The organism is Herbidospora sp. NBRC 101105 (genome assembly GCF_030269205.1).
Taxonomy (GTDB): Bacteria; Actinomycetota; Actinomycetes; order Streptosporangiales; family Streptosporangiaceae; genus Herbidospora; species Herbidospora solisilvae.
This window is the reverse complement of sequence record NZ_BSSX01000009.1, coordinates 252,488-273,961: the sequence shown is the minus strand read 5'-3', so window position 1 is coordinate 273,961 and position 21,474 is coordinate 252,488. Positions and strand designations below refer to the sequence as shown.

Below are 21,474 nucleotides of genomic sequence, written 5' to 3'. Positions count from 1 at the left end.
CTTCAGGTCAGCGACCAGGCGATGCCGTCGAGGATGTCGTGCTCGCTCACGACCACCTCGGTGAAGCCGAAGTCACGCACGATCCCGTCGAGGATGAGCGCGCCCGCGCAGATCACGTCGACGCGGCCCGGGTGCATCACCGGGATCGCGGCGCGCTCCTCCCGGGTCATCCGGAGCAGCCGATCGGTCACCTCGTGGACGTCGGCGGCGGAGATCCGCGAGTGGTGGATCTTCTCGGAGTCGTAGAAGGGCAGGTCCAGGGCGATCCCGGCGACCGTGGTCACCGAGCCGGCCAGGCCGACGAGCGTGCGCGCGTCGCGCACCGGAACCGTGTCGGCGACGACGGCCAGGGCTGCGTCGACGTCGGCCCGCATGGCGGCGAAGTCGCCGTCGTGGCGCTCGGTCAGGCGGACGCAGCCGATGTCCATCGACACGGCGCCCTTGACCTCAGAGGAGCCGACGACGAACTCGGTCGAGCCGCCGCCGATGTCCACGACCAGATAGGGCCCCGGCGGGTCGGAAATGCCCCTTACGGCCCCGTTGAAGGAGAGGGCGGCCTCCGCCGCACCGGTGACGACTTCGGGCTCCACGCCGAAAATGGCGCGCACGCCGTCGACGAAGACGTCCCGGTTCCCGGCGTCGCGGGTGGCGGAGGTCGCGACGACCCGGGTCTTCACCGCGCCCTCGTCGAGGATCTCGGCGGCGTAGCCGCGCATCGCGGCGAAGGTGCGCTCCAGGGCCTCGGGGGCGAGCATCCCGGTCTTGTCGACGCCCTGCCCGAGCCGGACGATCTCCATCCGCCGCGTGACGTCGGTGAGCGTGTCACCCTCGACGTCGGCGATGAGCAACCGGACCGAGTTGGTCCCACAGTCGATGGCGGCCACACGTGTCACTACTCAACCCACCCCTTCGGCACCGGCGATCGCGCCCGCCAGCATATGCGGCCAAGCTACCGGCCCACCGGGCGATCAACGTCGCCGTTGGTCCTCCACTTCCGAGGCGGTCGACGGGGACCCGTCGCGGCTGGAGCGGAAGCGGGCGGTCGGCGCCGGAGGCGGGACCGATCCGGCGACGGCGGGCGGTGCCGGGGTGGGCGGAGCCGTAACGGAAGAAATCGACTTTCAGCAGACGCAGGGGCCGTCGGCCCACCACTCCGGGAGGGCGTCGAGGGCTTCGCGGCCGAACGGGTTGGTGCCCGGGGCGGCGAGTTCGTGGCCGACCAGTGCGTGGAGGCACTTGACCCGGTCGGGCATGCCGCCGGCCGTCTGGGTTCCGCGCGGGAGCGGTTCGAGGCCGTCTTCGGCGGCGGCCTTGTCGCGGCGGGCCAGGTAGTCGTCGTGGGCGGCCTGGTAGCGGGCGGCCAGGTCGGGATCGGCGGCGAGGCGTTCGCGCATCTCGGCCATCAGGCCCTCGGCCTCGAGGGTGCCGATCGCCGATGCGGCCCGGGGGCAGGTCAGGTAGAAGGTCGTCGGGAACGGGGTTCCGTCGGGGAGGCGGGGCGACGTCTCGACCACGTCGGGCAGGCCGCACGGGCATCGGTGGGCCACCGCGCGCACGCCGCGCGGCGGACGGCCCAGTTGTGCCTCGACCGCCGCCAGGTCGTCTGGACTGACCCCGGACACTATCCCCCCATTTTCTTGCCTTGCCCCCGGTCGGCCGACTCGACCGACTGCCAGAGCGAGATGTACCACGGCGAGACGGCGGCCTTGCGCTGCCCTGCCGAGGCGGATGTCTTCGTTCCGTCGTCGAGGACCCCGTAGCAGTGGGCGCCCGGCTCGCAGAAGTGAAGCTTCTCGCGGGCCTCGCGCTTGATGTATTCGGGGTCTTCGAGGCGTTTGCGTTCCTCTTCGAGCGAGCGCAGGTCAGCCAGGGCCTTGGCCTGCTGCTGTTCGAGCTGGGTGATCTGCCGCCGCTGGGCGAGGAACTCGCGCACGGGATAGGCCAGGCTCATCGCGATCGCGCAGACCACGACCGCGAGGATCGCGGCCCGGCCGGTGAGCTGCGGTCGTTTCGCCATCTGAACCTCGCTTCCGGTAGGGCCCGCGCCGGGCGGACACGGGCCGTACCGGTAAAACTTAGCCCTGGAAGCGCGGGAACGCCTTGCGACCCGCGTAGCGGGCGGCGTCGTCGAGAAGTTCTTCGATGCGCAGGAGCTGGTTGTACTTGGCGACGCGGTCGGAGCGGGCCGGGGCGCCGGTCTTGATCTGGCCGGCGTTGACGGCCACCGCGAGGTCGGCGATGGTGACGTCTTCGGTCTCGCCCGAGCGGTGGCTCATCATGCAGCGGTAGCCGCTGCGGTGGGCCAGGTCGACGGCGTCGAGGGTCTCGGTCAGGGTGCCGATCTGGTTGACCTTGACCAGAAGGGCGTTGGCGGTGGCGCTATCGATGCCGCGCTGGAGCCGCTCGGGGTTGGTGACGAACAGGTCGTCGCCGACGATCTGGACCTTGCCGCCGATGGAGTCGGTCAGGGTCTTCCAGCCCGCCCAGTCCTCCTCGTCGAAGGGGTCTTCGATCGAGACCAGCGGGTAGCTGCGGACCAGGTCCTCGTAGTAGGCGGCGAGCTCCTCGGCCGACAGGCCCTTGCCGTCGATGGTGTAGACGCCGTCGTTGTGGAACTCGGTGGCGGCCACGTCGAGGGCGAGCGCGATGTCGGTGCCGGGGGTGAAGCCGGCCTTCTCGATCGCGACCAGGATCAGGTCGAGCGCGTCGCGGTTGCTGGGCAGGTTGGGGGCGAAGCCGCCCTCGTCGCCCAGGCCCGTGGCGTAGCCGCGCTCCTTGAGCACCGACTTGAGCGAGTGGTAGGTCTCGGCGCCGATGCGGACCGCCTCGGAGAACGTGGCCGCGCCGATCGGCGCGATCATGAACTCCTGGATGTCGACGTTGGAGTCGGCGTGGGCGCCGCCGTTGAGGATGTTCATCATCGGGACCGGCAGCACGTGGGCGTTGGGACCGCCGACGTAGCGGAACAGCTGCAGGTCGGACGACTCGGCCGCGGCCTTGGCGACGGCCAGCGAGACGCCGAGGATGGCGTTGGCGCCGAGGCGGGCCTTGTTGGGCGTGCCGTCGAGGTCGATCATGACCTGGTCGATGATGCGCTGCTCCTCGGCGTCGATGCCGAGGATCTCGTCCTGGATCTCGTCGGTGACGGCCAGGACGGCCTTCTCGACGCCCTTGCCCTTGTAGCGGGAGCCGCCGTCACGGAGCTCGACCGCCTCGAACTGCCCGGTGGAGGCGCCGCTCGGGACGGCGGCCCGGCCGGTGCTGCCGTCTTCGAGCAGGACCTCGACCTCGACGGTGGGGTTACCCCGTGAATCGAGGATCTCGCGGGCGTGAACGGCCTCGATGGAAGCCACGAAGCACTCCTAAAGTCGAAAGACAGTTTGCGACAAGAGCCTATCGACGCCTACTCGCCGGTAACGCCCATCTGTCCACCATCCGAGACGGAGCCTCGCTCCCAGGCCTCGACCCTGGCCCGGTAGTCGCGGGCCGCCTGCCGCAGCGCCGCCTCCGGATCGTCTCCGGCGGCCTGGATCTCGCGGACGAGGTCGAAGAGCCGCTGCCCCGGGGAGGAGGGCCCTTCGGCGAGCTCGGCGGGAGCGCCCACCCGGGACGCGCGCCGCAGCAGCTGGGCCGCCAGGGACACGGCCGGCTGGCCCATCGGAACCCCGGCCAGCGCCGACTCGGACTCGCCCTTGGCCGCGCGTTCGGCCTTCTTGATCTCCTCCCAGTTGGCCGCCACCGTCTCGGCCCCGTCGACGCTCACGTCGGCGAACACGTGGGGGTGGCGCCGGACCAGCTTGGTCACGATGGCGTCGGCGACGTCGTCGACGTCCCAGCCCTCGTCGCCGCGCTCCTGGGCGAGCCGGGCGTGGAAGACCACCTGGAACAGCAGGTCGCCGAGTTCCTCGCGGAGCCCGGCCAGGTCGCCGTTCTCGATGGTCTCGACGACCTCGTAGGACTCCTCGACCAGGTAGGGGATCAGCGACTCGTGGGTCTGCCGCCCGTCCCAGGGGCACTCGCGGCGCAGCCGGTCCATGACGGCGACCATGTCGAGCAGGCGGGCGCCGGGCAGGTCGTAGGAGCCGGGCACGACCTCGATCTCCGGCGGGTCGGGCAGCGCCAGCGCCGCGTGGCCGACGGCGCGGAAGAACGCCTCGTCGCCGTCCTGCGCGGCCAGCCAGACCAGGGTCGCGGTGACCGACTCGCGGGCGATGGCGGCCGGGTCGTCGCGGACCTCCGCTCCGGGCACGAACGGCAGCAGCGGATGGTCGGCGGAACCGGTGAAGACCTTCCCCGCCCGCAGGGCCTCCCACGCGGGAGCGCTGAGGATCCCGGGGGCGACCCGGGGCGAGGAGGTGACGACGATCAGGGGCACGCGTCAGCCCGCAGCGGCGCCGTTGCCGGCCGGCGCGGTGCCGAAGCGGTCACTCGGCAACCAGCCCTGCGACGGGTCGAACTTGCCGTAGCGGGGGCTGAAGGTCACCGGGATCTTGCCGGCCAGCTCGTTGATCTTCTGCTGACCGGCGGCCATCTGCTGCTCGCCGGTGCCGCCGCCGAGCTTGGCGGCCAGCTTCTCCGAGCCGATGGAGACCTTCAGCCAGTCGCGGGCCAGCAGCGGGGACACGCCGCGCTGGAGGAGGATCTGGTCGACGGCGGCCTGGCCGTTGTTGCTGGCGTAGAAGGCGTCGACCTCGCCGTCGGAGACGGTGATGCCGTTCTGCCTCTCAAGCTGGCTGAACTGGCTGACGTTGACGAGCTGGAGCAGCACCGCCTGGGTCACCGTGCCGGGAAGCTGCTGCAACTGGTCGGGCGGGATCTTCGCGCTCTCCAGCGCCTTCTGGAACTCCGTCACGTTCTCGTCGAGCGTGGCGGTGGTGATGCGGTGGTCGCCGACCGTGGCGGCCGAACCGGCCTGGATCGGCCCGCTGCACGCGGTAAGCGCCAGCCCTGCGGCGACGGCCACGGCGGCCAGTTTGAGCTTCACAGACGACCCCTCCAGGTCCCAGATGTTCGGCGCAGTTACTTTACTCGGTTGGGCTCCAGGAAGAGCGCCTCGACCAGGTCTCCGCACCAGCGGAGCATGTCGAGGTCGCGCAGGGGCTGCCCGCCGATCGGCTTGGTCTTCGGCACCGGCACCAGAAGCGTCTCGGTGGCCTGCTTGAGCAGGGCCTTCGGGTAGAGCCGCTGGAGCCGCACCTGCTGGGAGTCGCGCAGGGCCGCCGGGGCGAACTTGATGTTGGCGCCCATGAGCTGGACGTCGGTCAGCCCCGCCTTGCGGGCCCTGATCCGGAACCGGGCCACTTCGAGCAGGTTGTCGACCTCCTGCGGCGGGCGGCCGTAGCGGTCGGTGAGCTCGTCGCGCACGGCGGCGATGTCGTCTTCGGTGCCGATCGCGGCGATCCGCTTGTAGGCCTCCAGCCGCAGGCGCTCGCTGGTGACGTAGTCGTGCGGGATGTGCGCGTTGATCGGGAGCTCGACCTTGACGTCGGGCTGTTCGGCGACCGTCTCGCCGGAGAGCTTGTTCTTCTGCTCCTGTACGGCCTCCGCCATCATCCGCACGTAGAGGTCGAAGCCCACGCCCTGGATGTGGCCCGACTGCTCGGCGCCCAGGATGTTGCCGGCGCCCCGGATCTCCAGGTCCTTCATGGCGACGTACATGCCCGCGCCCATCTCGGTGTGCTGAGCGATCGTGGCGAGGCGCTCGTGGGCGGTCTCGGTGAGCGGGTTCTCCGGCGGGTAGAGGAAGTAGGCGTAGCCACGCTCGCGGCCTCGGCCCACACGGCCGCGGAGCTGGTGGAGCTGCGAGAGGCCGTAGTTGTCGGCCCGGTCGACGATCAGCGTGTTGGCGTTGGGCACGTCGAGGCCCGACTCGACGATCGTGGTCGAGACGAGCACGTCGAAGTCGCGCTCCCAGAAGCCCACCATGATCTTTTCGAGCTGCTGCTCGTTCATCTGGCCGTGGGCGACCGCCACCCGTGCCTCGGGCACGAGCTCGTGCAGGCGGGCGGCGACCTTGTCGATGCTGCGCACCCGGTTGTGGACGAAGAACACCTGGCCGTCGCGCATCAGCTCACGCCGGATCGCGGCGGCGATCTGCTTCTCGTCGTAGGGCCCGACGAAGGTCAGGATCGGGTGGCGCTCCTCGGGCGGGGTGAGGATGGTCGACATCTCGCGGATGCCGGTGAGGCCCATCTCCAGGGTCCGCGGGATCGGGGTCGCCGACATGGCCAGCACGTCGACCTGGGTGCGGAGGTGCTTCATCGCCTCCTTGTGCTCGACGCCGAACCGCTGCTCCTCGTCGACGATGATCAGGCCGAGGTCCTTGAACCTGACCTCGGGCGAGAACAGCCGGTGGGTGCCGATGACGACGTCGATGCCGCCCGCCTTGAGCCCTTCGAGGGTGTCCTTGACCTCGCCGTCGGTCTGGAAGCGGGAGATCGGCCGCACGGTCACAGGGAAGTTGGCGAACCGCTCGCCGAAGGTCGACAGGTGCTGCTGGACGAGCAGGGTCGTCGGCACCAGCACGGCGACCTGCTTGCCGTCCTGGACCGCCTTGAAGGCCGCCCGCACCGCGATCTCGGTCTTGCCGTAGCCGACGTCGCCGCAGATCAGCCGGTCCATCGGGACGGCGCGCTCCATGTCGCGCTTGACCTCGTCGATGGCTTCGAGCTGGTCGCCGGTCTCGGCGTAGGGGAAGGCGTCCTCCATCTCGCGCTGCCACGGCGAGTCGGGCGCGAAGGCGTGGCCCGGGGAGGCCATGCGGGCGGAGTAGAGGCGGATGAGCTCGCCCGCGATCTCCTTGACGGCCTTCTTGGCGCGGGTCTTGGCCTTGGCCCAGTCGGCGCCGCCCATGCGGTTGAGGGTCGGGGACTCGCCGCCGACGTAACGGGTGACCTCGTCGAGCTGGTCGGTCGGGACGTAGAGGCGGTCGCCCTTGGCGTACTCGATGACGAGGTATTCGCGGGTCGCGCCCTGGACGGTGCGCTGGACCATCTCGATGTAGCGGCCGACGCCGTGCTGCTCGTGGACGACGTGGTCGCCGATCTTGAGCTGGAGGGGGTCGACCATGTTCCGGCGCCGGCTCGGCAGCCGCCGCATGTCCTTGGTGGACGCCTTCTGCCCCACCAGATCGAGGTGGGTCAGCACGGCCAGCCCGGAGGTGACGAAGCCGTGCTCCAGCCGGCCCGTGGTGACCTGCACGACGTCGCGGCCCGGCGGCTCGTCGATCGACCGGACCAGCCGGGCGGCGACGTCGACCCCCTTGAGCAGCTCGACCATGCGCTCGGCGGGCCCGTGGCCCTCGCTCATCAGCACGACCGAGCGCCCGGCCCCGAGCCATCCCTTGATGTCGCCGAGGGCCCGCTGGGTGTCGCCCCGGTAGGCCTCCACGTCGTGGGCCCCCAGGTCGAGGCCGTCGCCGAAGGGCGCGATCGACCACCAGGGCTGGCCCAGCTCACCGGCGTGCTCGCGCACCTCGTCGAGGGTGCGGAAGGCGGCGGCGTCGAGGTCGATCGGGGCCTCTCCCCCGGCGGCGGCGGTGATCCACGACGCCTCCAGGAACTCCTGGCTGGTGCGCACGAGCTCGACGGCCCGGCCCCGGATGCGCTCGGGGTCGCAGACGAACACCGCCGCGCGCAGCGGCAGGTGGTCGATCAGCAGGTCCATGTCGCCGGCGAGCACGGGCGCGAACGCCTCCATGCCCTCGACCGGCACGCCGTCGGCCAGCGACCCGAGGATCTCCCCCAGCGCCGGGTGGCGTTCGGCCAGCTCGCGGGCACGGTCGCGGACGTCGGGGGTGAGCAGCAACTCGCGGCACGGCGCGGCGAACAGGCCGCCCTCGGCCACTTCGAGGGAGCGCTGGTCGGCGACCTTGAACCAGCGGATCTCCTCGACGGTGTCGCCCCAGAACTCCAGCCGCAGCGGGTGTTCCTCGGTCGGCGGGAACACGTCGAGCAGCCCGCCCCTGACCGCGACCTCGCCGCGCTTCTCCACCATGTCGACCCGGTGGTAGCCGTTCTCGACCAGCCGGGCGACCACGTCTTCGAGGTCGGCGTCGTCGCCGGGGCGCAGGCGTACCGGCTCCAGGTCGCCCAGGCCCGCCACGATGGGCTGCAGGACCGCGCGGACCGGCGCGACCACCACGCGCAGCGGCCCGGCCGTCGCGTCGCCCGCGACGGGGTGGGCGAGCCGCCGCAACACGGCGAGCCGCTGGCCCACCGTGTCGCTGCGCGGCGACAGGCGCTCGTGCGGCAGGGTCTCCCAGGCCGGGAAGACGGCCACCTGCGACTCGGGCAGCAGGCTGGTGAGGGCGGCGGCCAGGTCTTCGGCCTCGCGCCCGGTGGCGGTCACGGCGAGCACGGGACGGGTGCGCGCCACGGCGGCCACCCCGAACGGCCGCAGGGCGGTCGGCGCGATCAGATCGGCGCCGGTCACCTCCTGGCTGAGCGCCTCGGCCAGCTCTGGCTGCGCTGCGACGAGGTCGAGAAGTCCGGAAAGTGTCATGCCGCGGGCCCCCACGTAAGTAACTACAGCCGCCTGCCGGACGAGTCGACGGCACGCGGACGACCCGGAACCTGATCGGGACCGGGGATACCTCACAAGGCTACTGCGCGCGCGACTCGCCCATGATGCGACCTGATTCGGTGAGCGGATGACTACGCTTTGTGACATGTCTTTCGGAAAAATCATCGGCGAACGCGCCGCGGAGACGCCCGGCAAGCCGCTCGACGTCCTGGTGGCCGGGTGTGGCCGGGGCGAACCGTTGGAGCTCGGCGGTGTCGACTGCCGGGTGACCGGGGTCGATGAGGACCGGCCCATCCTTCGCGCGCACACGGTCGAACGTCCCGATCTGCACGTCTACGCCCTGGGCGACCTCCGCTCGGTGCCCATGACGCCACGCGGGTTCGACATCGTCTGCGTGGAGTTCCTGCTCGAAAGAGTGCAGTACGCGGAACTGATCCTCGACCGCATGGTCAACGCCCTGCGTCCGGGCGGGCTGCTGCTCATCCGGATCCGCGACCGGGAGTCGGCCTACGGCTTCGTCGACCGGCTCCTGCCCGGCTGGCTGCGCAGCCGGTTCGGCGAGCCGCTGCCGGCGGTCTACGAACCGGTCTGCTCGCGAGAGGGGCTGCGCGCCTACTGCCTGATGCGCGGCCTGATGATCGCCGAGGACCGGGGAGACACCACCGGCCCGGCCCGTCTCGGCCCACGCGGGAAGCTGGTCGAGACGGTGTGCCGGGCGGTGGCGGCCCTGTCGCGCGGGAAGCTCGACCCCGTCTACGACGAGGTGACGCTGATCGTGCGCAGGCCGAGGAACCACTTCGCGCGGATCCTCTAGCGGCGCACCAGGACCGGCCGCCACGAGGTGCGTGAGTCGCGGTAGGAGGCGAGTCGCGTCGTCTCCTTCCCGTCGACGCTCACCATGACCAGCGCGCTGTCGAACTCGTCGTCGCAGTCGCGGGCGCAGCCGAGCCCGATCAGGTGGTCGTCGTCGACCCAGGCCCAGAGCTGGAGCATCCGCTGACGGCCGACGACCTCACCGGTCTCGACGTCGGTGACCCTGGTGGGCAACCCGGCGGGACCGGCGCGCAGCCTGCCGTTGGGAGACACTCCCGCCTCGTTCATGCGGCGGGGGTGGTCCTCGTCGGTGCCGAGGCGGTTTCCCTCGGTGTCGTAGAGCCACCGGCCGCCGCCCCCGGTGGCGGTCCACAGGCGGGTGCTGTCGTCGTCCCAGCGCAGGTCGTCGCGTCCGTTCAGGGCGTCGGGGTCGGGCGGGAGGGGCCGCCAGTTCCGGGTTCCGGCGTTGGGGTCGATCACGTAGAAGCCGGTGCGCGACCGCGGCAGGCCCGCCGCGCTGGTGCGCTCCGCGTCGAGCCACTTCTTCTCGTCGGGGGGCCCGCTGTAGGTGGTGAGCACCAGCTTCGAGCCGTCGGGCGACCAGAAGACCGAACCGGCCGCGTCCTCCAGGTCCCACCAGCGGGTGAACATCATGGTCTTCAGGTCGACCAGGCCGAGCCCCCGGGAGGGCAGGTCGCCCACGAGCACGGCCGCCAGGCCCATGCCGGGCAGCACGTCGACCCACTGGTAGGGGGTGCGGACGTAGCGGCCCTCGCCCTGGTCGTAGACGCTCCACGTGTAGCGGAGGGTCTCGGTGCCCCGGCCGGTGTCGGCCCATTCGGTCGAGTAGTAGGAGCCCACGGCCCACGGCCCGGCCGCGATCAGGTTGACCGGCGGGTCGTTCTCGGTGTCGGTGTGGACGGTCGTCGGCGCCGGCGAGGCGGCCGTCGTGGGCCGCTCGGCCACGATGGTGCGCTCGGGCGAGGCGCCCGGCAGCAGGGTGACGACGGCCGTGACGGCGGCGGCGACCAGGACGGCGCCCGACCCGGCGAAGCCGAGCCGCCGCCTCCTGCGGGTCCGCAGCGCGCGCTCGGCCAGGTCGGCGGGCACGCGCACCTCCTGGGCCCAGTCCCGGAGGGCTTCCTTGATCATGGTGTCCTCGTTCATCGGGTGAGCTCCCTGAGGTCGGCGGAGCGCAGTTTCGCCAGCGATCGATGGGTGGTGCTGCGGACCGTGCCGACCGAGCAGCCCATGAGGCGGGCGATCTCCTCCTCGGGCAGGTCCTCGTAGTAGCGGAGCACGAGCATGGCGCGCTGCCTGCGGGTGAGGGTGGCCAGCGCCTCGCGCAGGGCCAGGCGTAACTCGACCGTGCGGGTGCCGTCGTCGCCGCCCGTCTCCGGGAGTTCGGCGACCGTGGTCTCGTGCCGCCGCCAGGCCCGCCGCCACAGGCTGACATGCTGGTGGTACATCACCCGCCGCACGTAGGCCTCCGGGTCGGTCACGCCGGACCATCTGCCCAGCGCACGGACCAGCGACGACTGCACCAGGTCCTCCGCGGCGTGCTGGTCGCCCGCGGTGAGCAGGTAGGCCAGGCCCATCAGCGCGGGTGACCGGGCGGCCACGAACTCGCGGAAACGCAGTTCTGCTGCCGAGTCCACGGTCACCTCCCAGAAGATGTGTCAGCCTTTATGACGCCGCCGTGCGGCTCCTCCTATGCCTGCCGAGATCGGATAATCGACCGCCATGACCGACTGGACCCCCGACGCCCGCGAACTCGCCGACCTCGAACTGCTCCTTTCGGGGGCGTTCGCGCCGTTGACCGGCTTCCTCGGCAAGGCCGACGCCGCGTCGGTCGCCGAGACCGGCACGCTCGCCGACGGCACCCCGTGGCCCGACCCCGTCACCATCGCACTGCCCGACGAGATCGCCGTCGGCGACCAGGTCACCCTCACCGATCCCGAAGGGGCCGCGCTGGCGGTCATGACGGTGACCGAGCGCGACGGGCATCACGCGGCGGGCCCGGTGGAGGCGCTGGGCGCGCCCGTCTACGGGCCGTTCGCGCGGCTGCGCCGCGGCCCCGGGGAGGTCAAGCTCGACGGCGAGGTGCTGGCGGTCACGATGCGCGGCCCGCTCGACGCCCCGGCGCTGGCCGACGTCGCCGCCACGGCCGAGGAACTGGAGGCGACGGTGCTGCTGATGCCGCTCGTCTTCGGCGAGGCCGGGCCCGCCGTGGTGCGGGCCGCGCTGAAGGCACAGGCCGAACTGCCCGGGTCGCAGGTGGTGGCGGTCCCGCTGGCGCCGCGCGAGGACGTCGAGATCGACCTCGAACTGCGCGAGCACGTCGCCCGCAACTACGGCGCCACCGAGCACTACGCCGGCCCGGCCCCGGTCCGCATTCCAGGGCCGCCCCACCGGCGCGGCCTGGTGCTGTTCTTCACCGGGCTCTCCGGGTCGGGCAAGTCGACCGTGGCCCGGGGGGTGCGCGACGCGCTGCTGGAGAAGGGCGGCCGCACGGTCACCTACCTCGACGGCGACGTGGTCAGGCGGCTGCTGTCGAAGGGGCTGACCTTCTCGGCCGAGGACCGCGACCTGAACATCCGCCGGATCGGCTACGTCGCCAGCGAGGTCGCCCGGCACGGCGGCCTGGCCATCTGCGCCCCGATCGCGCCGCACGCCCACACCCGCGAGGAGGCCCGCGAGATGGCCGAGGAGGTCGGCGCCGACTTCCTGCTGGTGTGGATCTCCACCCCGCTGGAGGAGTGTGAGCGCCGCGACCGCAAGGGCCTCTACGCCAAGGCCCGCGCCGGGCTGATCCCCGAGTTCACCGGGGTCTCGGCCCCCTACGACGAGCCGGAGGACGCCGACCTGGAGATCGACACCACCGGCCTGCCGGTCGAGCGGGCGGTCTCGCTGGTGATGAACGCCCTCACGACCGGCGGCTGGGTCAGGTAGGGCGAGCGCCCGAGCCGCCGGAACGCCTCGGCGGCCTCGGGCGTGGTGTCGAACCGCGTGTCGCCCCGGGGCGCCCACGGCGAGTCGAAGTAGACCAGGGCCTTGATCTGGGGGTAGGCGGCGATCTGGCGGCGTACTGAGTCGAAGAAGGCGGCCTTGAAGCCGGGCCGCTCGAAGACCCCCCATTCGGCCACCATGATCGGCTTGGCCGGGAAGCGCGACTGGGCCCAGCGGTAGAAGCCCGGCCACCGCGGGTGGTCGGGGCGGCGCTTGTCGACCAGCGAGGCGAAGTCGGTGACACGGTCGTCGGCGTAGGGGTCGACGCCGATCCAGTCGACCACCGCGTCGCCCGGGTAGAGCCGCTCGAACCACGACGCCGACGACCAGTTGGGCGCGCCCATGTAGGTCATGACGGTGACCGCGTTGGTGACGCCCTTCTCGCGCAGACGCAGCACGACGTGGCGGAACATCGCGGCGTAGTCGTCGGCCGCCATGCCCTCGGCGGGCCGGACGTCGTTCTCCGGTTCGTGGTGGATCGTCAGGAAGAACCGCTGCGGGAAGGTCGCCGAGATGTGGGCGGCCAGCTTGTCGATGCGCCGGTCGAGCGCGCCCGACGCGATCTCGGCCCAGGTATGGCGCAGTGACGGCTTCCAGTTGACCAGCAGCAGCCGGTCCTTCGCGAGCGCGCGCTCCTCCTCGGTCGGGAACAGCTCGCCGGCGCGGTGGTAGACGTGCAGGATGTCGGCCCGGCGGCCCATACGCTGCTCGGCCCGCTCCAGGCCGCGAGTGGGGCCCCGGCCGGTGAAGACCTCGGGGGCGATGCCCCACCAGGCGCCGCAGGTGGGGATCAGCACGCCGGTGACGGCGCAGGGCGCGGCGATCGGCGGCTCCGTCTTGGGCGCCGTCTTCGGCACCGTCCGCTCGGCGGCTCCCGAAGCCAGGGAGCAGCCCGCCACCATCAACACGACCACCGTGATTGCCCAGCGCATGGATTCACCTTTCCACTGCCGGGGGAGAACATGTGGCCTCCTTTTCCAGAACGCAGCTCCGACATGTCCGGCGAATCGCCGTTATTGTTCCGTGATTCGCCAGCAGAAATTCTGTAATTAGCACCGGGGTAATCACCGCACCCGGCTAGGGTTCGTAGTCGCTTCACCCCCATCGGAGACCGACATGAGCCTGCCACCGCCGCACAGCCGGGATCTCGCGGAGTACGGCTCCGTGTTCCGCCGCCGCTGGATCGTCGCCTTGACCTGCCTGTTTCTGGGCGTCATGGGCGGTGTCGGGCTGCTGTGGCGGGCTCCGACGGCCTACCTCGGGGTGGCCGACGTGCAGGTGGCCCCGACCGGGCTGGGGGAGCCGCAGAACGTGGTGACCGCCCGGCAGCGCGAAGCTCTCAATCTCGACACCGAGGCGCAGATCGCACAATCATCCGTCGTGGCGACGAATGCGTCACGCGTTATCGGAGGCGACCCCGAGGACCTTCGGCGGCAGGTTTCCGTTGATGTGCCGCCTAATTCGGGAATTCTTCGGATTTCGTTCACCTGGCCCGACGCCGCCGGGGCCGCCAAGGGCGCGCAGGCCTTCGCCGACGCCTACCTGGCCCACCGCCGGGCCTCGGCCGAGGCGCTGCTGACCGAGCAGAGGCGCGCCGTCCTGGCCAAGCTCCGCCTGGTCAACAGCCAGCTCAGCACCGCGCTGGTGACGATGTCCCGGCACCCCAAGGGCAGCCCGCAACGTGCCCTGGCCGCCCACCAGCAGACCGTGCTGACCCGTCAGGCGACGGCCCTCACCCTCCGGTACGACGTCCTGAAGACCACCGCGGTCACCCCCGGGACCGTGATCACCCCCGCGTCTCCCCCGGAGACGGCCAGCGAACCGCGACCCGCCCTGTACGTGGGCGGCGGCCTCTTCGCCGGCATCCTGCTCGGCGTGGGAGCGGCCTTCGCCCGAGACCGCTCCGATCTCCGCCTCCGCACCCCGGCCGACGTCGAACGCCTGACGAACCTCGCCCTGCTTCCCCAGGGCGAGGAGTTCGCCGCGGTGGTGACGGCGGCCGGGCACCGGAGCGTGCTGGTCGAGGGCCTGGGCGTCGAACCGGCCCACGTGGCGTGGACGCTGGAGGAGGGTTTCCCGCCGGGCGGCGGCATCCTCCTGGTCACGGCCGGTCCGACCGACGCGGCCGTGCTGGCCGTGGCCCTGGGGCGCATCCGCGCGCCGTGGGTCATCCGCGCGGCCAAGTCGCTGAAGCGGCGCGGCGTCGACGTCCTGGGCGTGATCGCGGTCGACCCGGCGGGCGCCCCGGGGACGCTCGCGGTCGACGCGTTGCGGTCGCAGCAGCCCCCGACGGTCGACATTCCCCAACAGCGCCGAGACCTGCTGTGACCTGGCGGCCGGCGCCCGCCGCGTGGCCGATCGCGGCGTTCCTCGTGGGTTACCCCGTCTGGTGGGCCCTCGGGTTCGGCGGGTTGTCCATCGTGGTCGTCGCCGTGCCCATGGCCGTCGTGTTGTGGTTGCGGCGGCCGATCCGGATCCCCCGGGGCATGGGCCTGTGGGCGCTGCTCATCGTCGGTTATCTCATCAGTGCGGTCATGCTCGACGCGACGCCCGCCGGGACCTACGGCGAGTTCGGCATGGGCCGGGTCGTCGGCTGGGCCATGCGGCTCACCGTCTACGTCGCGCTCTTCGTCGTCGTGCTCTACCTGGGCAACCTCACCAAGGAGGAGCTCCCCCAGCTCGCCCTCGTCAGGATGCTCGGGATCCTCTTCCTGACCGCCGTGGCCGGTGGCGTGCTCGGAGTCCTCGCGCCGCGGTTCGAGTTCACCGCGCCGATGGAGCACCTGCTCCCCGACCACGCCTTCGTCACCAACCTCGTCCACCCGACCGCCGCGCAGATCCAGTACGTCCTCGGGCACCCGGCCCCCCGGCCGGAGGCGCCGTTCGAGTGGGCCAACGCCTGGGGCGGCAACGTCTCGATCCTGCTGGTCTGGTTCGTGGTCGGCTGGTGGGTCTACGGCGGGCCGGTGCGGAGGACGGTGGCGGCGGGCGTCATCGTGGTGGCGGCGGTGCCGATCGTGCACTCACTCAACCGGGGGCTCTGGGCCGCGATCGCCATCGGGATCGCGTACCTGATCGTCAGGAACCGGAACCGGGCGGCCCTGCTGACCCTCGCGGCCGTGACCGCGGCGGCCTTCGTGTTCTCGCCGCTGGGCCAGGTGGTGGCCGCGCGGGTCGACCGGCCCCACTCCAACGACATCCGCGCCTTCACGGTCGCCACCACGGTCGAGGTCGCCGCCACCTCGCCGATCATCGGCTACGGCAACACCCGCAACGCGTTCGGGAACCACCGCACCGTCACCACCGGCCGGACCGACTGGTGCCGGTCGTGCGGGCATCCGCCGCTGGGCTCCGACGGGCAGCTCTGGCTGCTGCTCATCACCCAGGGGTTCACCGGGGCGGCGCTCTACGTCGCCTTCTTCGCGGGGGCGGTCAGGCGGCACTGGCATGATCGGTCGCCGATCGGGCAGGCGGGGAGCCTGGTCATGCTCCTCGTCCTCTTCTACATGTTCATCTACGACGGCCTCGTCAGTGCCCTGACCCTCTATCTGATCTCGTTCGCGGTCCTGTGGCGGAACGCGACGTGAAGGACTTCCGCATACGTCTGCGCTACCTGGATGAGGTGATCTCCTTGCTGTTCCCGCCGTCCACCACTTCTTCGGCCCGGACTCTGGTGCCGAGCCGGCTCGTCCCCCGGCGGCTGGTGCCGCGCGCGCCATGGCATGTCGGCGGGCGGGTGCTGGTCCCCGACGGGCCCGACACGATCGAGACCCACCTCGGCGACGTGCTCGGCCGCCGGGTGCGGGCCACGCTGCACGTCCGCCCCGCCCGCCGCGCCAACCGCAAACCCATCCTGGAGCTGTACGGCGACGCCGGCCTCCTGGCCTTCGTGAAGATCGGCGACCAGCCGCACACCAGAGACCTGATCCGCCACGAGGCCGACACGCTGCGCGCCATCGCCCGCCACCCGTTCGACGTCGTCGTCGCGCCCAAGGTCCTGCACCACGGGATGTGGCGCGACCTCGACGTGCTGGTGCTGACGCCGCTCCCGGTCACGAAAGGGAAGCCGTCGGCCGACCTGCTCGCCGCCGCCGCGCAGGAGATCGCCGCCCTCGGCAAGGGGGCCTGGCACGGCGACTTCTCGCCGTGGAACGTCGCCCCGATGGGCGACCGGCTGCTGGTCTGGGACTGGGAGCGGTTCGGCACCGGCGTGCCGGCGGGCTTCGACACGCTGCACTACTTCTTCCAGACGGCCCTGCGGCGCATGCGCCCGGCGGCGGCGGCGAAGGCGTGCGTGGCGCAGTCGGGGCGGCTGCTGGAGCCCTACGGGATCTCCTACGAAGAGGCGCGGGTGACCGCCGCCGCCTACCTGATGACCCTCGCCGAACGCCACCGCGCCGACGGCCACGAGCCGCTGGGTTCGCCCGCGCGGTGGCTGAACCCCGCCGTCGACGGGCTGGAACCCCTGACGTGAACGCCCTCAAGACGACCGCCCACGCCGTGTCGATCACGGCGGGGCGGCTCACCGGGGGCGCCCGCATGCTCCCGTCGTTCCTCATCGTGGGCGCGCAGCGCTGCGGCACGACCTCGCTCTACCGGGCGTTGTCGCAACACCCGATGGTGGCCAAGCCGGTGCTGCGCAAGGGCGTGCACTACTTCGACATGGCCTACGGCCGGGGCCTGGCCTGGTATCGGGCGCACTTCCCGCTGCGGCGGACCGGCATGCTGGCGTTCGAGTCGTCCCCCTACTACCTGTTCCACCCGCTGGCCGGGCCGAGGATCGCCTGGGACCTGCCCGACGTGAAGCTGGTCGTGCTGGTCCGGGATCCGGTGGAACGTGCCATTTCGGCCCACGCGCACGAGCTGGCCCGCGGCTTCGAGTCGGAGCCCTCGTTCGCCCGCGCCGTCGAGCTGGAGCCCGAACGCCTGGCCGGGGAGAGCGCCCGGTTGTGCGCGGCCCCGCTGTCGGCGAGCCACGCCCACCGCCACCACGCCTACCTGGCCCGGGGCCGCTACGCCGAGCAGCTCGCCCGCCTCGAACCGCTGATCCCGCGCGACCGCGTCAAGGTGATCGACAGCGGCCGCTTCTTCGCCGACCCCATGCCCGTCTACGACGACCTGCTCGCCTTCCTCGGCCTCCCCCCGGCGGCCGACCCGGTCTTCGACCGGCACAACTCCCGGACCTACGCGCCGATCCCCCGCGACCTGCGCACCCGCCTGTCGGAGCACTTCCTGCCGTGGGACGCTTTGCTGCTGTCGTGGCTCGACGCGACCCCTTCATGGCGCGCCTGAGGTCGGTGGCGGGACTGGCGGGAGCCGGAACCAGCGCGGCCGCCCAGTTCGCCGTCACCCTGCTGATCACCCGCACGCTGCCCCCGGCGGAGGCGGGCGCGTTCTTCACCACGACGGCGCTGGGCCTGATGCTGGCGGGGGTGTTACGCCTCGACACGGGCAACGGCCTGATCTACTTCCGCGCCCGCCGGCCATGCGAAGAGCTGATCAGCGAGCGCCCGACCACCCGCCACAGGGCCGGCGACCGGGATCAGCACGCTGCGGTCGCCGACCGAATCGAGACGAGCGGTGCCCACCGAGCCGCGGCGCAGGCACTCGTCACTGTCCGGCGCACGACCGGCGGGGTGCCCGTGGCCCCTCCAGACGAGCAAGCGACGACGGACGGCCGGCCACTGCTGGTGGTGGCGCTGCTTCCCGTGGTCGCCGGAGCGCTTCTCGCCTCCGTCGTCCTCACCGGCGCCGAGCCCGCGCTCGCCCTCGTGTTGCCCTTCGTCGTGGTGGCCGACGTCCTGGTGGCCGCCACGCGGGGCACCGGCGCGATGCGGGAGACGCTGCTGCTCAGCGGGCTGGTGCAACCGGCCGGTCAGCTCCTTCTCGTGGGCGGCGCGCTGGCGGCCGGGCTCTCCGCCCCCTGGCTCGTCGTCGCCTGGGGCGTCCCGGCGGTTCCGGTGGTCGTGCTCGCCGCCCTCAGGTTGCGGGGCGTCGGCACCCGGGTGACGTGGCGCGAGTTCTGGAGCCACACCTCACCCCGGTCGCTCGCCGCCGCGCTCCAGGCCGTCTTCCAGCGGCTCGACGTCGTGATCGTCGCACTGCTCGCCGGGCCCGCCGAGGCGGCGTTCTATGTCGCCGCGACCCGCTTCAAGGTGGTCGGGCAGCTCGTCGGGCAGGGGCTGGCGCAGGGCGTACAGGCGGAGCTGGTCAGGAAGTTCGCCCAGGGGGAGCCGCGGGCGGCGCGCGCCCTCCATCGGCGGGCGGCCCGCACCCAGATGGCCCTGACCTGGCCGTTCTGGATCGGGTACGCCCTGTTCGCGCCGCAGATCCTCCAGGTCTTCGGCGACGGCTACGCCCATGCGGCCGACGTCGCGGTCGTGCTCGCGGTCACGATGATGGTCGCCGCCGCCTGCGGCATGGCCGACGTGGTCGTGATCGCCTCCGGCCGGACCAGGGCCAGTCTCGGCAACGTCGCCGCCGCGCTGGCCGTCACGGTCGGGCTCGACCTGCTGCTGGTCCCGGCCTACGGCGCGTTCGGCGCGGCGCTCGGCTGGGCGGGAGGGATGCTCGTGAAGAACCTGCTGCCGCTCGCCCAGGTCGCCAGGGCGACGGCATGATCCTCGTCACCGGGCTGCCCCGCAGCGGCACCTCGTGGGCCGGCCGCATGCTCTGCGCCTCCGGCGAGCTCGTGTACGTCAACGAGCCGCTCAACCCCGAACGCCCCTACCGTGGTGTGCTGAACGCCGAGGTCGAGCACCGGTTCCAGTACATCTGCCGCGACAACGAGGCGGCCTGGCTCAAGCCGTTCCAGGACACGCTGCGCTTGAGGTTCCGCTGGCACGCCGAACTCCCCTGGCCCCCGTCGCCCGCCCGTTTCCTGAAATATGCGACATCGTTCGCCTACGGCCGCCTGACCGGCCGCAAGGCCCTCCTCGACGACCCGTTCGCCCTCTGGTCGGCCGAGTGGTTCGCCGACCGGCTCGACTGCCGGGTGGTGATCCTCGTCCGCGATCCGGTCACCTTCGTCGGGAGCTGGGAGCACCTCGGCTGGACCGCGAACCCGGCCGACCTGCTCGGTCAGCCCCTCCTCCTGCGTGACCACCCCCACCTGTCGGCGCTGGCGCGCACGCCGCCCGACCGGCTGGCGAAGGCGGCGGCCCTGTGGAAGGCGGCGCACGAGTCGGTCCTCCGGATGCGCCACCCCAACATCCGCGTGGTCGGTTATGAGGCGCTGGCCGCCGATCCGCACTTCGGCTTCCGGAGCCTGTACGAATGGTGCGGCATCCCCTGGACCGACCGGTCGGCCGCCACGATCACCCGGTCGTGCACCGGCCCGGCCCAGGAGGCGGGCTTCGCCTGGCGGGGCGCCTCGAAGACGGCCTTCCGTCCCACCGACAGCAGAACGGCGGCGGCCAGGTCGCGCCTGTCCGCCGCCGACGCCGAGAGGGTCAGCCGGTTGACCCTCAGGTGAAGAGCCGCCGCACCGCGCACACGGTCAGCAGCCGCACCGCGAACGGCAGGTCGTCGACCAGATAACGACGGGCCAGCCGCGACGGCTCGCTGAGCAGCCGGAACAGCCACTCCAGCCCTCGGTCCCGCATCCAGACGGGCGCCCGCGCCACGGCGCCCCCGGCGAACGCGATGGCCGACCCGCAGCCGACGAACCACGTCTCGGGCAGGTCGCCCCGCAGCCGCTCGATGAGCAGGTCCTGCTTCGGGAACCCGAGCCCGACGAACACCAGCAGCGGACGCGCCGAGGTCAGCGCGTCGCGCACGGCGGCGAACTGCTCGGCGTCCTCCTCGAAGCCGCACGGCGGCGCGTCGACCCCCGCGATCGACAACCCGGGATAGCGCTCGCACAACGCGCGGGCGGCCCGGTCGCCCACCCCGGGCGGCCCGCCCAGCAGGTAGATGGGCACCCGGTAGAAGGCGGCCGCCTCGGAGAGCGACCAGATCAGGTCGGCCCCGGTGATCCGGGCCGGCACCGGTTTGCCGAGCAGCCGGGTCGCCCACACCAGCGGCATCCCGTCGGCCACCGCGATGGAGGCCCGCAGCACCAGCGCGCGCAGCGCGGGGTCACGCGCGCACGCCCGGCAGATGTCCACGTTGGGCGTCACCAGATGCCCGCCCGACCCGCGCCGGATCGCCCCGATCACCCGGTCGACCACCTCGATCTCGGTCAGCCGGTCGATGACCACCCCGCCCACGGAGACGCGCCGCCGTTTGGGCTGCGCGACGATGCGCGTGCGCATCAGATTCCGTGGCCGCGGGTATGCAGCGCGCTCAGCACGGCCGGAGCCGAGACGAGCCCGGCCGCCACGGCCAGCGCCAGCGCCGCCCGGGGCTCCCGGTGCCGCGAGTGGAAGGCGAGCGCGGCGAACCGCCGGGCCTCCTTGCGCCGCCCGAGCGCGGCGTGGTGGAAGGCCAGCTGCCCGTAGACACGGGCCGCGCCGCGGGCGTCGTCGGCGATCTCGGGGTGCCGGGCCAGCATCCACTCCAGGCCGCTGATCCGGTCGGCCCAGCGGGTGGCGAAGTGGGACCTGCCCCACCGCACCCTTACGAGCGGCCGGTCGACGTGGGCGATCGGCCGCCGTTTGGCCGCGCGCAACGCCAGGTCCCAGTCTTCGTTCTGCCCGGCGGGCGCGCTCTCGTCGACCCAGAGGGCGCCACGCCGGAAGATGTAGGTGGAGGCGTGCACCATCGCCATGCGCGACCGGGTCAGGTCGGCGGCGGTGATCTCGGCGGCCCCCGCCAGCCGGGGCACCCGGCGCGAGCCGTATTCGACCTCGATGCCGCAGCTCGCGAACTCCGCCCCCGTCCGCCGGAGCAGGCCGACCTGGGCGTCGAGCTTCCCGGGCAGCCACACGTCGTCGTCGTCGCAGAAGGCCACCAGGTCGGTGCCGAGCGCCGCGATGCCGGTGTTGCGCGCCCCCGGCAGGCCCGGGCTCAGGCAGTTGGGCAGCACCTTCACCCGGTCGTCGTCGACGGAATCTAACGGCGCCCCGTCGACCACGACCACGACGGCGGCCGGGCGGTTCGCGAGCACGCCATCGATCGTCGCTCGCAAGGGACGGTCACCACGGGTGGGGATGACGACGCCGACGGTCGAGGTCATCGTTGCCTCCG

Annotated in this window: 20 protein-coding genes; 8 read left to right on the top strand and 12 right to left on the bottom strand. The window is 72.0% G+C overall.

Annotated features, from left to right (window positions below; all coding sequences use genetic code 11):
- Window positions 1-2: 2 nt before the first annotated feature.
- From QSK34_RS33720 to mfd, 7 genes are all read right to left on the bottom strand, one after another.
- On the bottom strand, window positions 3-893 hold the full coding sequence (locus QSK34_RS33720; protein ID WP_285590306.1) for a Ppx/GppA phosphatase family protein: 891 nt from the start codon (window positions 891-893) through the stop codon (window positions 3-5).
- Window positions 894-1,121: 228 nt separating this feature from the next.
- Window positions 1,122-1,622, bottom strand: coding sequence for a DUF501 domain-containing protein (locus tag QSK34_RS33715; protein WP_161483637.1), 501 nt, complete (start codon window positions 1,620-1,622; stop codon window positions 1,122-1,124).
- The gene (locus QSK34_RS33710) at window positions 1,622-2,017 is read right to left on the bottom strand and encodes an FtsB family cell division protein (protein ID WP_062440365.1); all 396 of its coding nucleotides are present in this window, start codon (window positions 2,015-2,017) and stop codon (window positions 1,622-1,624) included. The genes QSK34_RS33715 and QSK34_RS33710 overlap by 1 nt, the downstream gene beginning before the upstream one ends.
- A gap of 58 nt (window positions 2,018-2,075) precedes the next feature.
- On the bottom strand, window positions 2,076-3,353 hold the full coding sequence (gene eno / locus QSK34_RS33705) for a phosphopyruvate hydratase (RefSeq protein ID WP_030451960.1): 1,278 nt from the start codon (window positions 3,351-3,353) through the stop codon (window positions 2,076-2,078).
- A gap of 50 nt (window positions 3,354-3,403) precedes the next feature.
- Window positions 3,404-4,375: a nucleoside triphosphate pyrophosphohydrolase gene (locus tag QSK34_RS33700; protein WP_285590300.1), complete on the bottom strand. Its 972-nt coding sequence runs from the start codon at window positions 4,373-4,375 to the stop codon at window positions 3,404-3,406.
- Between the two features lie 3 nt (window positions 4,376-4,378).
- Window positions 4,379-4,984, bottom strand: coding sequence for a SurA N-terminal domain-containing protein (locus QSK34_RS33695; protein ID WP_161483635.1), 606 nt, complete (start codon window positions 4,982-4,984; stop codon window positions 4,379-4,381).
- A 35-nt stretch (window positions 4,985-5,019) separates the two neighbouring features.
- Window positions 5,020-8,502: a transcription-repair coupling factor gene (gene mfd, locus QSK34_RS33690; RefSeq protein ID WP_285590297.1), complete on the bottom strand. Its 3,483-nt coding sequence runs from the start codon at window positions 8,500-8,502 to the stop codon at window positions 5,020-5,022.
- A gap of 166 nt (window positions 8,503-8,668) precedes the next feature.
- Here mfd and QSK34_RS33685 point away from each other — a divergent pair, with 166 nt between their 5' ends.
- Complete coding sequence (locus tag QSK34_RS33685; protein WP_285590295.1) at window positions 8,669-9,337, top strand: class I SAM-dependent methyltransferase; 669 nt, start codon at window positions 8,669-8,671, stop codon at window positions 9,335-9,337.
- On the opposite strand, the gene QSK34_RS33680 is transcribed toward QSK34_RS33685, so the two are convergent.
- On the bottom strand, window positions 9,334-10,503 hold the full coding sequence (locus QSK34_RS33680) for a hypothetical protein (RefSeq protein ID WP_285590293.1): 1,170 nt from the start codon (window positions 10,501-10,503) through the stop codon (window positions 9,334-9,336). The two genes, QSK34_RS33685 and QSK34_RS33680, sit on opposite strands and share 4 nt — an antisense overlap.
- Window positions 10,500-10,994 (bottom strand): SigE family RNA polymerase sigma factor, encoded by a 495-nt coding sequence (locus QSK34_RS33675; RefSeq protein WP_285590291.1) that lies wholly within the window; start codon window positions 10,992-10,994, stop codon window positions 10,500-10,502. The genes QSK34_RS33680 and QSK34_RS33675 overlap by 4 nt, the downstream gene beginning before the upstream one ends.
- 85 nt (window positions 10,995-11,079) lie before the next feature.
- On the opposite strand from QSK34_RS33675, the gene cysC reads away from it, so the two are divergent.
- On the top strand, window positions 11,080-12,288 hold the full coding sequence (gene cysC, locus QSK34_RS33670; RefSeq protein ID WP_285590289.1) for an adenylyl-sulfate kinase: 1,209 nt from the start codon (window positions 11,080-11,082) through the stop codon (window positions 12,286-12,288).
- On the opposite strand, the gene QSK34_RS33665 is transcribed toward cysC, so the two are convergent.
- Complete coding sequence (locus QSK34_RS33665; protein WP_285590288.1) at window positions 12,177-13,277, bottom strand: glycoside hydrolase family 26 protein; 1,101 nt, start codon at window positions 13,275-13,277, stop codon at window positions 12,177-12,179. The two genes, cysC and QSK34_RS33665, sit on opposite strands and share 112 nt — an antisense overlap.
- Window positions 13,278-13,461: 184 nt before the next feature.
- On the opposite strand from QSK34_RS33665, the gene QSK34_RS33660 reads away from it, so the two are divergent.
- From QSK34_RS33660 to QSK34_RS33635, 6 genes are read left to right on the top strand one after another with little or no spacing between them, the layout of a single operon-like run.
- Complete coding sequence (locus QSK34_RS33660) at window positions 13,462-14,673, top strand: YveK family protein (RefSeq protein ID WP_285590286.1); 1,212 nt, start codon at window positions 13,462-13,464, stop codon at window positions 14,671-14,673.
- Window positions 14,670-15,932, top strand: a complete 1,263-nt coding sequence (locus QSK34_RS33655) for a hypothetical protein (protein WP_285590285.1) — start codon at window positions 14,670-14,672, stop codon at window positions 15,930-15,932. Before QSK34_RS33660 ends, QSK34_RS33655 begins: the two co-directional genes overlap by 4 nt.
- Window positions 15,929-16,819 carry a protein kinase family protein gene (locus QSK34_RS33650; protein ID WP_285590283.1) on the top strand — a complete coding sequence of 297 codons (891 nt, stop codon included), beginning with the start codon at window positions 15,929-15,931 and terminating at the stop codon, window positions 16,817-16,819. Before QSK34_RS33655 ends, QSK34_RS33650 begins: the two co-directional genes overlap by 4 nt.
- Window positions 16,816-17,637, top strand: a complete 822-nt coding sequence (locus QSK34_RS33645; protein ID WP_285590280.1) for a sulfotransferase domain-containing protein — start codon at window positions 16,816-16,818, stop codon at window positions 17,635-17,637. The genes QSK34_RS33650 and QSK34_RS33645 overlap by 4 nt, the downstream gene beginning before the upstream one ends.
- Entirely contained in the window at window positions 17,604-18,965 is a 1,362-nt protein-coding gene (locus QSK34_RS33640) for a lipopolysaccharide biosynthesis protein (RefSeq protein WP_285590278.1), read from the top strand. The genes QSK34_RS33645 and QSK34_RS33640 overlap by 34 nt, the downstream gene beginning before the upstream one ends.
- Window positions 18,962-19,819, top strand: coding sequence for a sulfotransferase (locus QSK34_RS33635; RefSeq protein WP_285590276.1), 858 nt, complete (start codon window positions 18,962-18,964; stop codon window positions 19,817-19,819). The genes QSK34_RS33640 and QSK34_RS33635 overlap by 4 nt, the downstream gene beginning before the upstream one ends.
- Here the strand turns inward: QSK34_RS33635 and QSK34_RS33630 are convergent.
- Complete coding sequence (locus QSK34_RS33630) at window positions 19,812-20,600, bottom strand: WecB/TagA/CpsF family glycosyltransferase (RefSeq protein ID WP_285590274.1); 789 nt, start codon at window positions 20,598-20,600, stop codon at window positions 19,812-19,814. The genes QSK34_RS33635 and QSK34_RS33630 overlap by 8 nt on opposite strands.
- Window positions 20,600-21,463 (bottom strand): glycosyltransferase family 2 protein, encoded by an 864-nt coding sequence (locus QSK34_RS33625; RefSeq protein ID WP_285590273.1) that lies wholly within the window; start codon window positions 21,461-21,463, stop codon window positions 20,600-20,602. Before QSK34_RS33625 ends, QSK34_RS33630 begins: the two co-directional genes overlap by 1 nt.
- Window positions 21,464-21,474 lie beyond the last annotated feature (11 nt).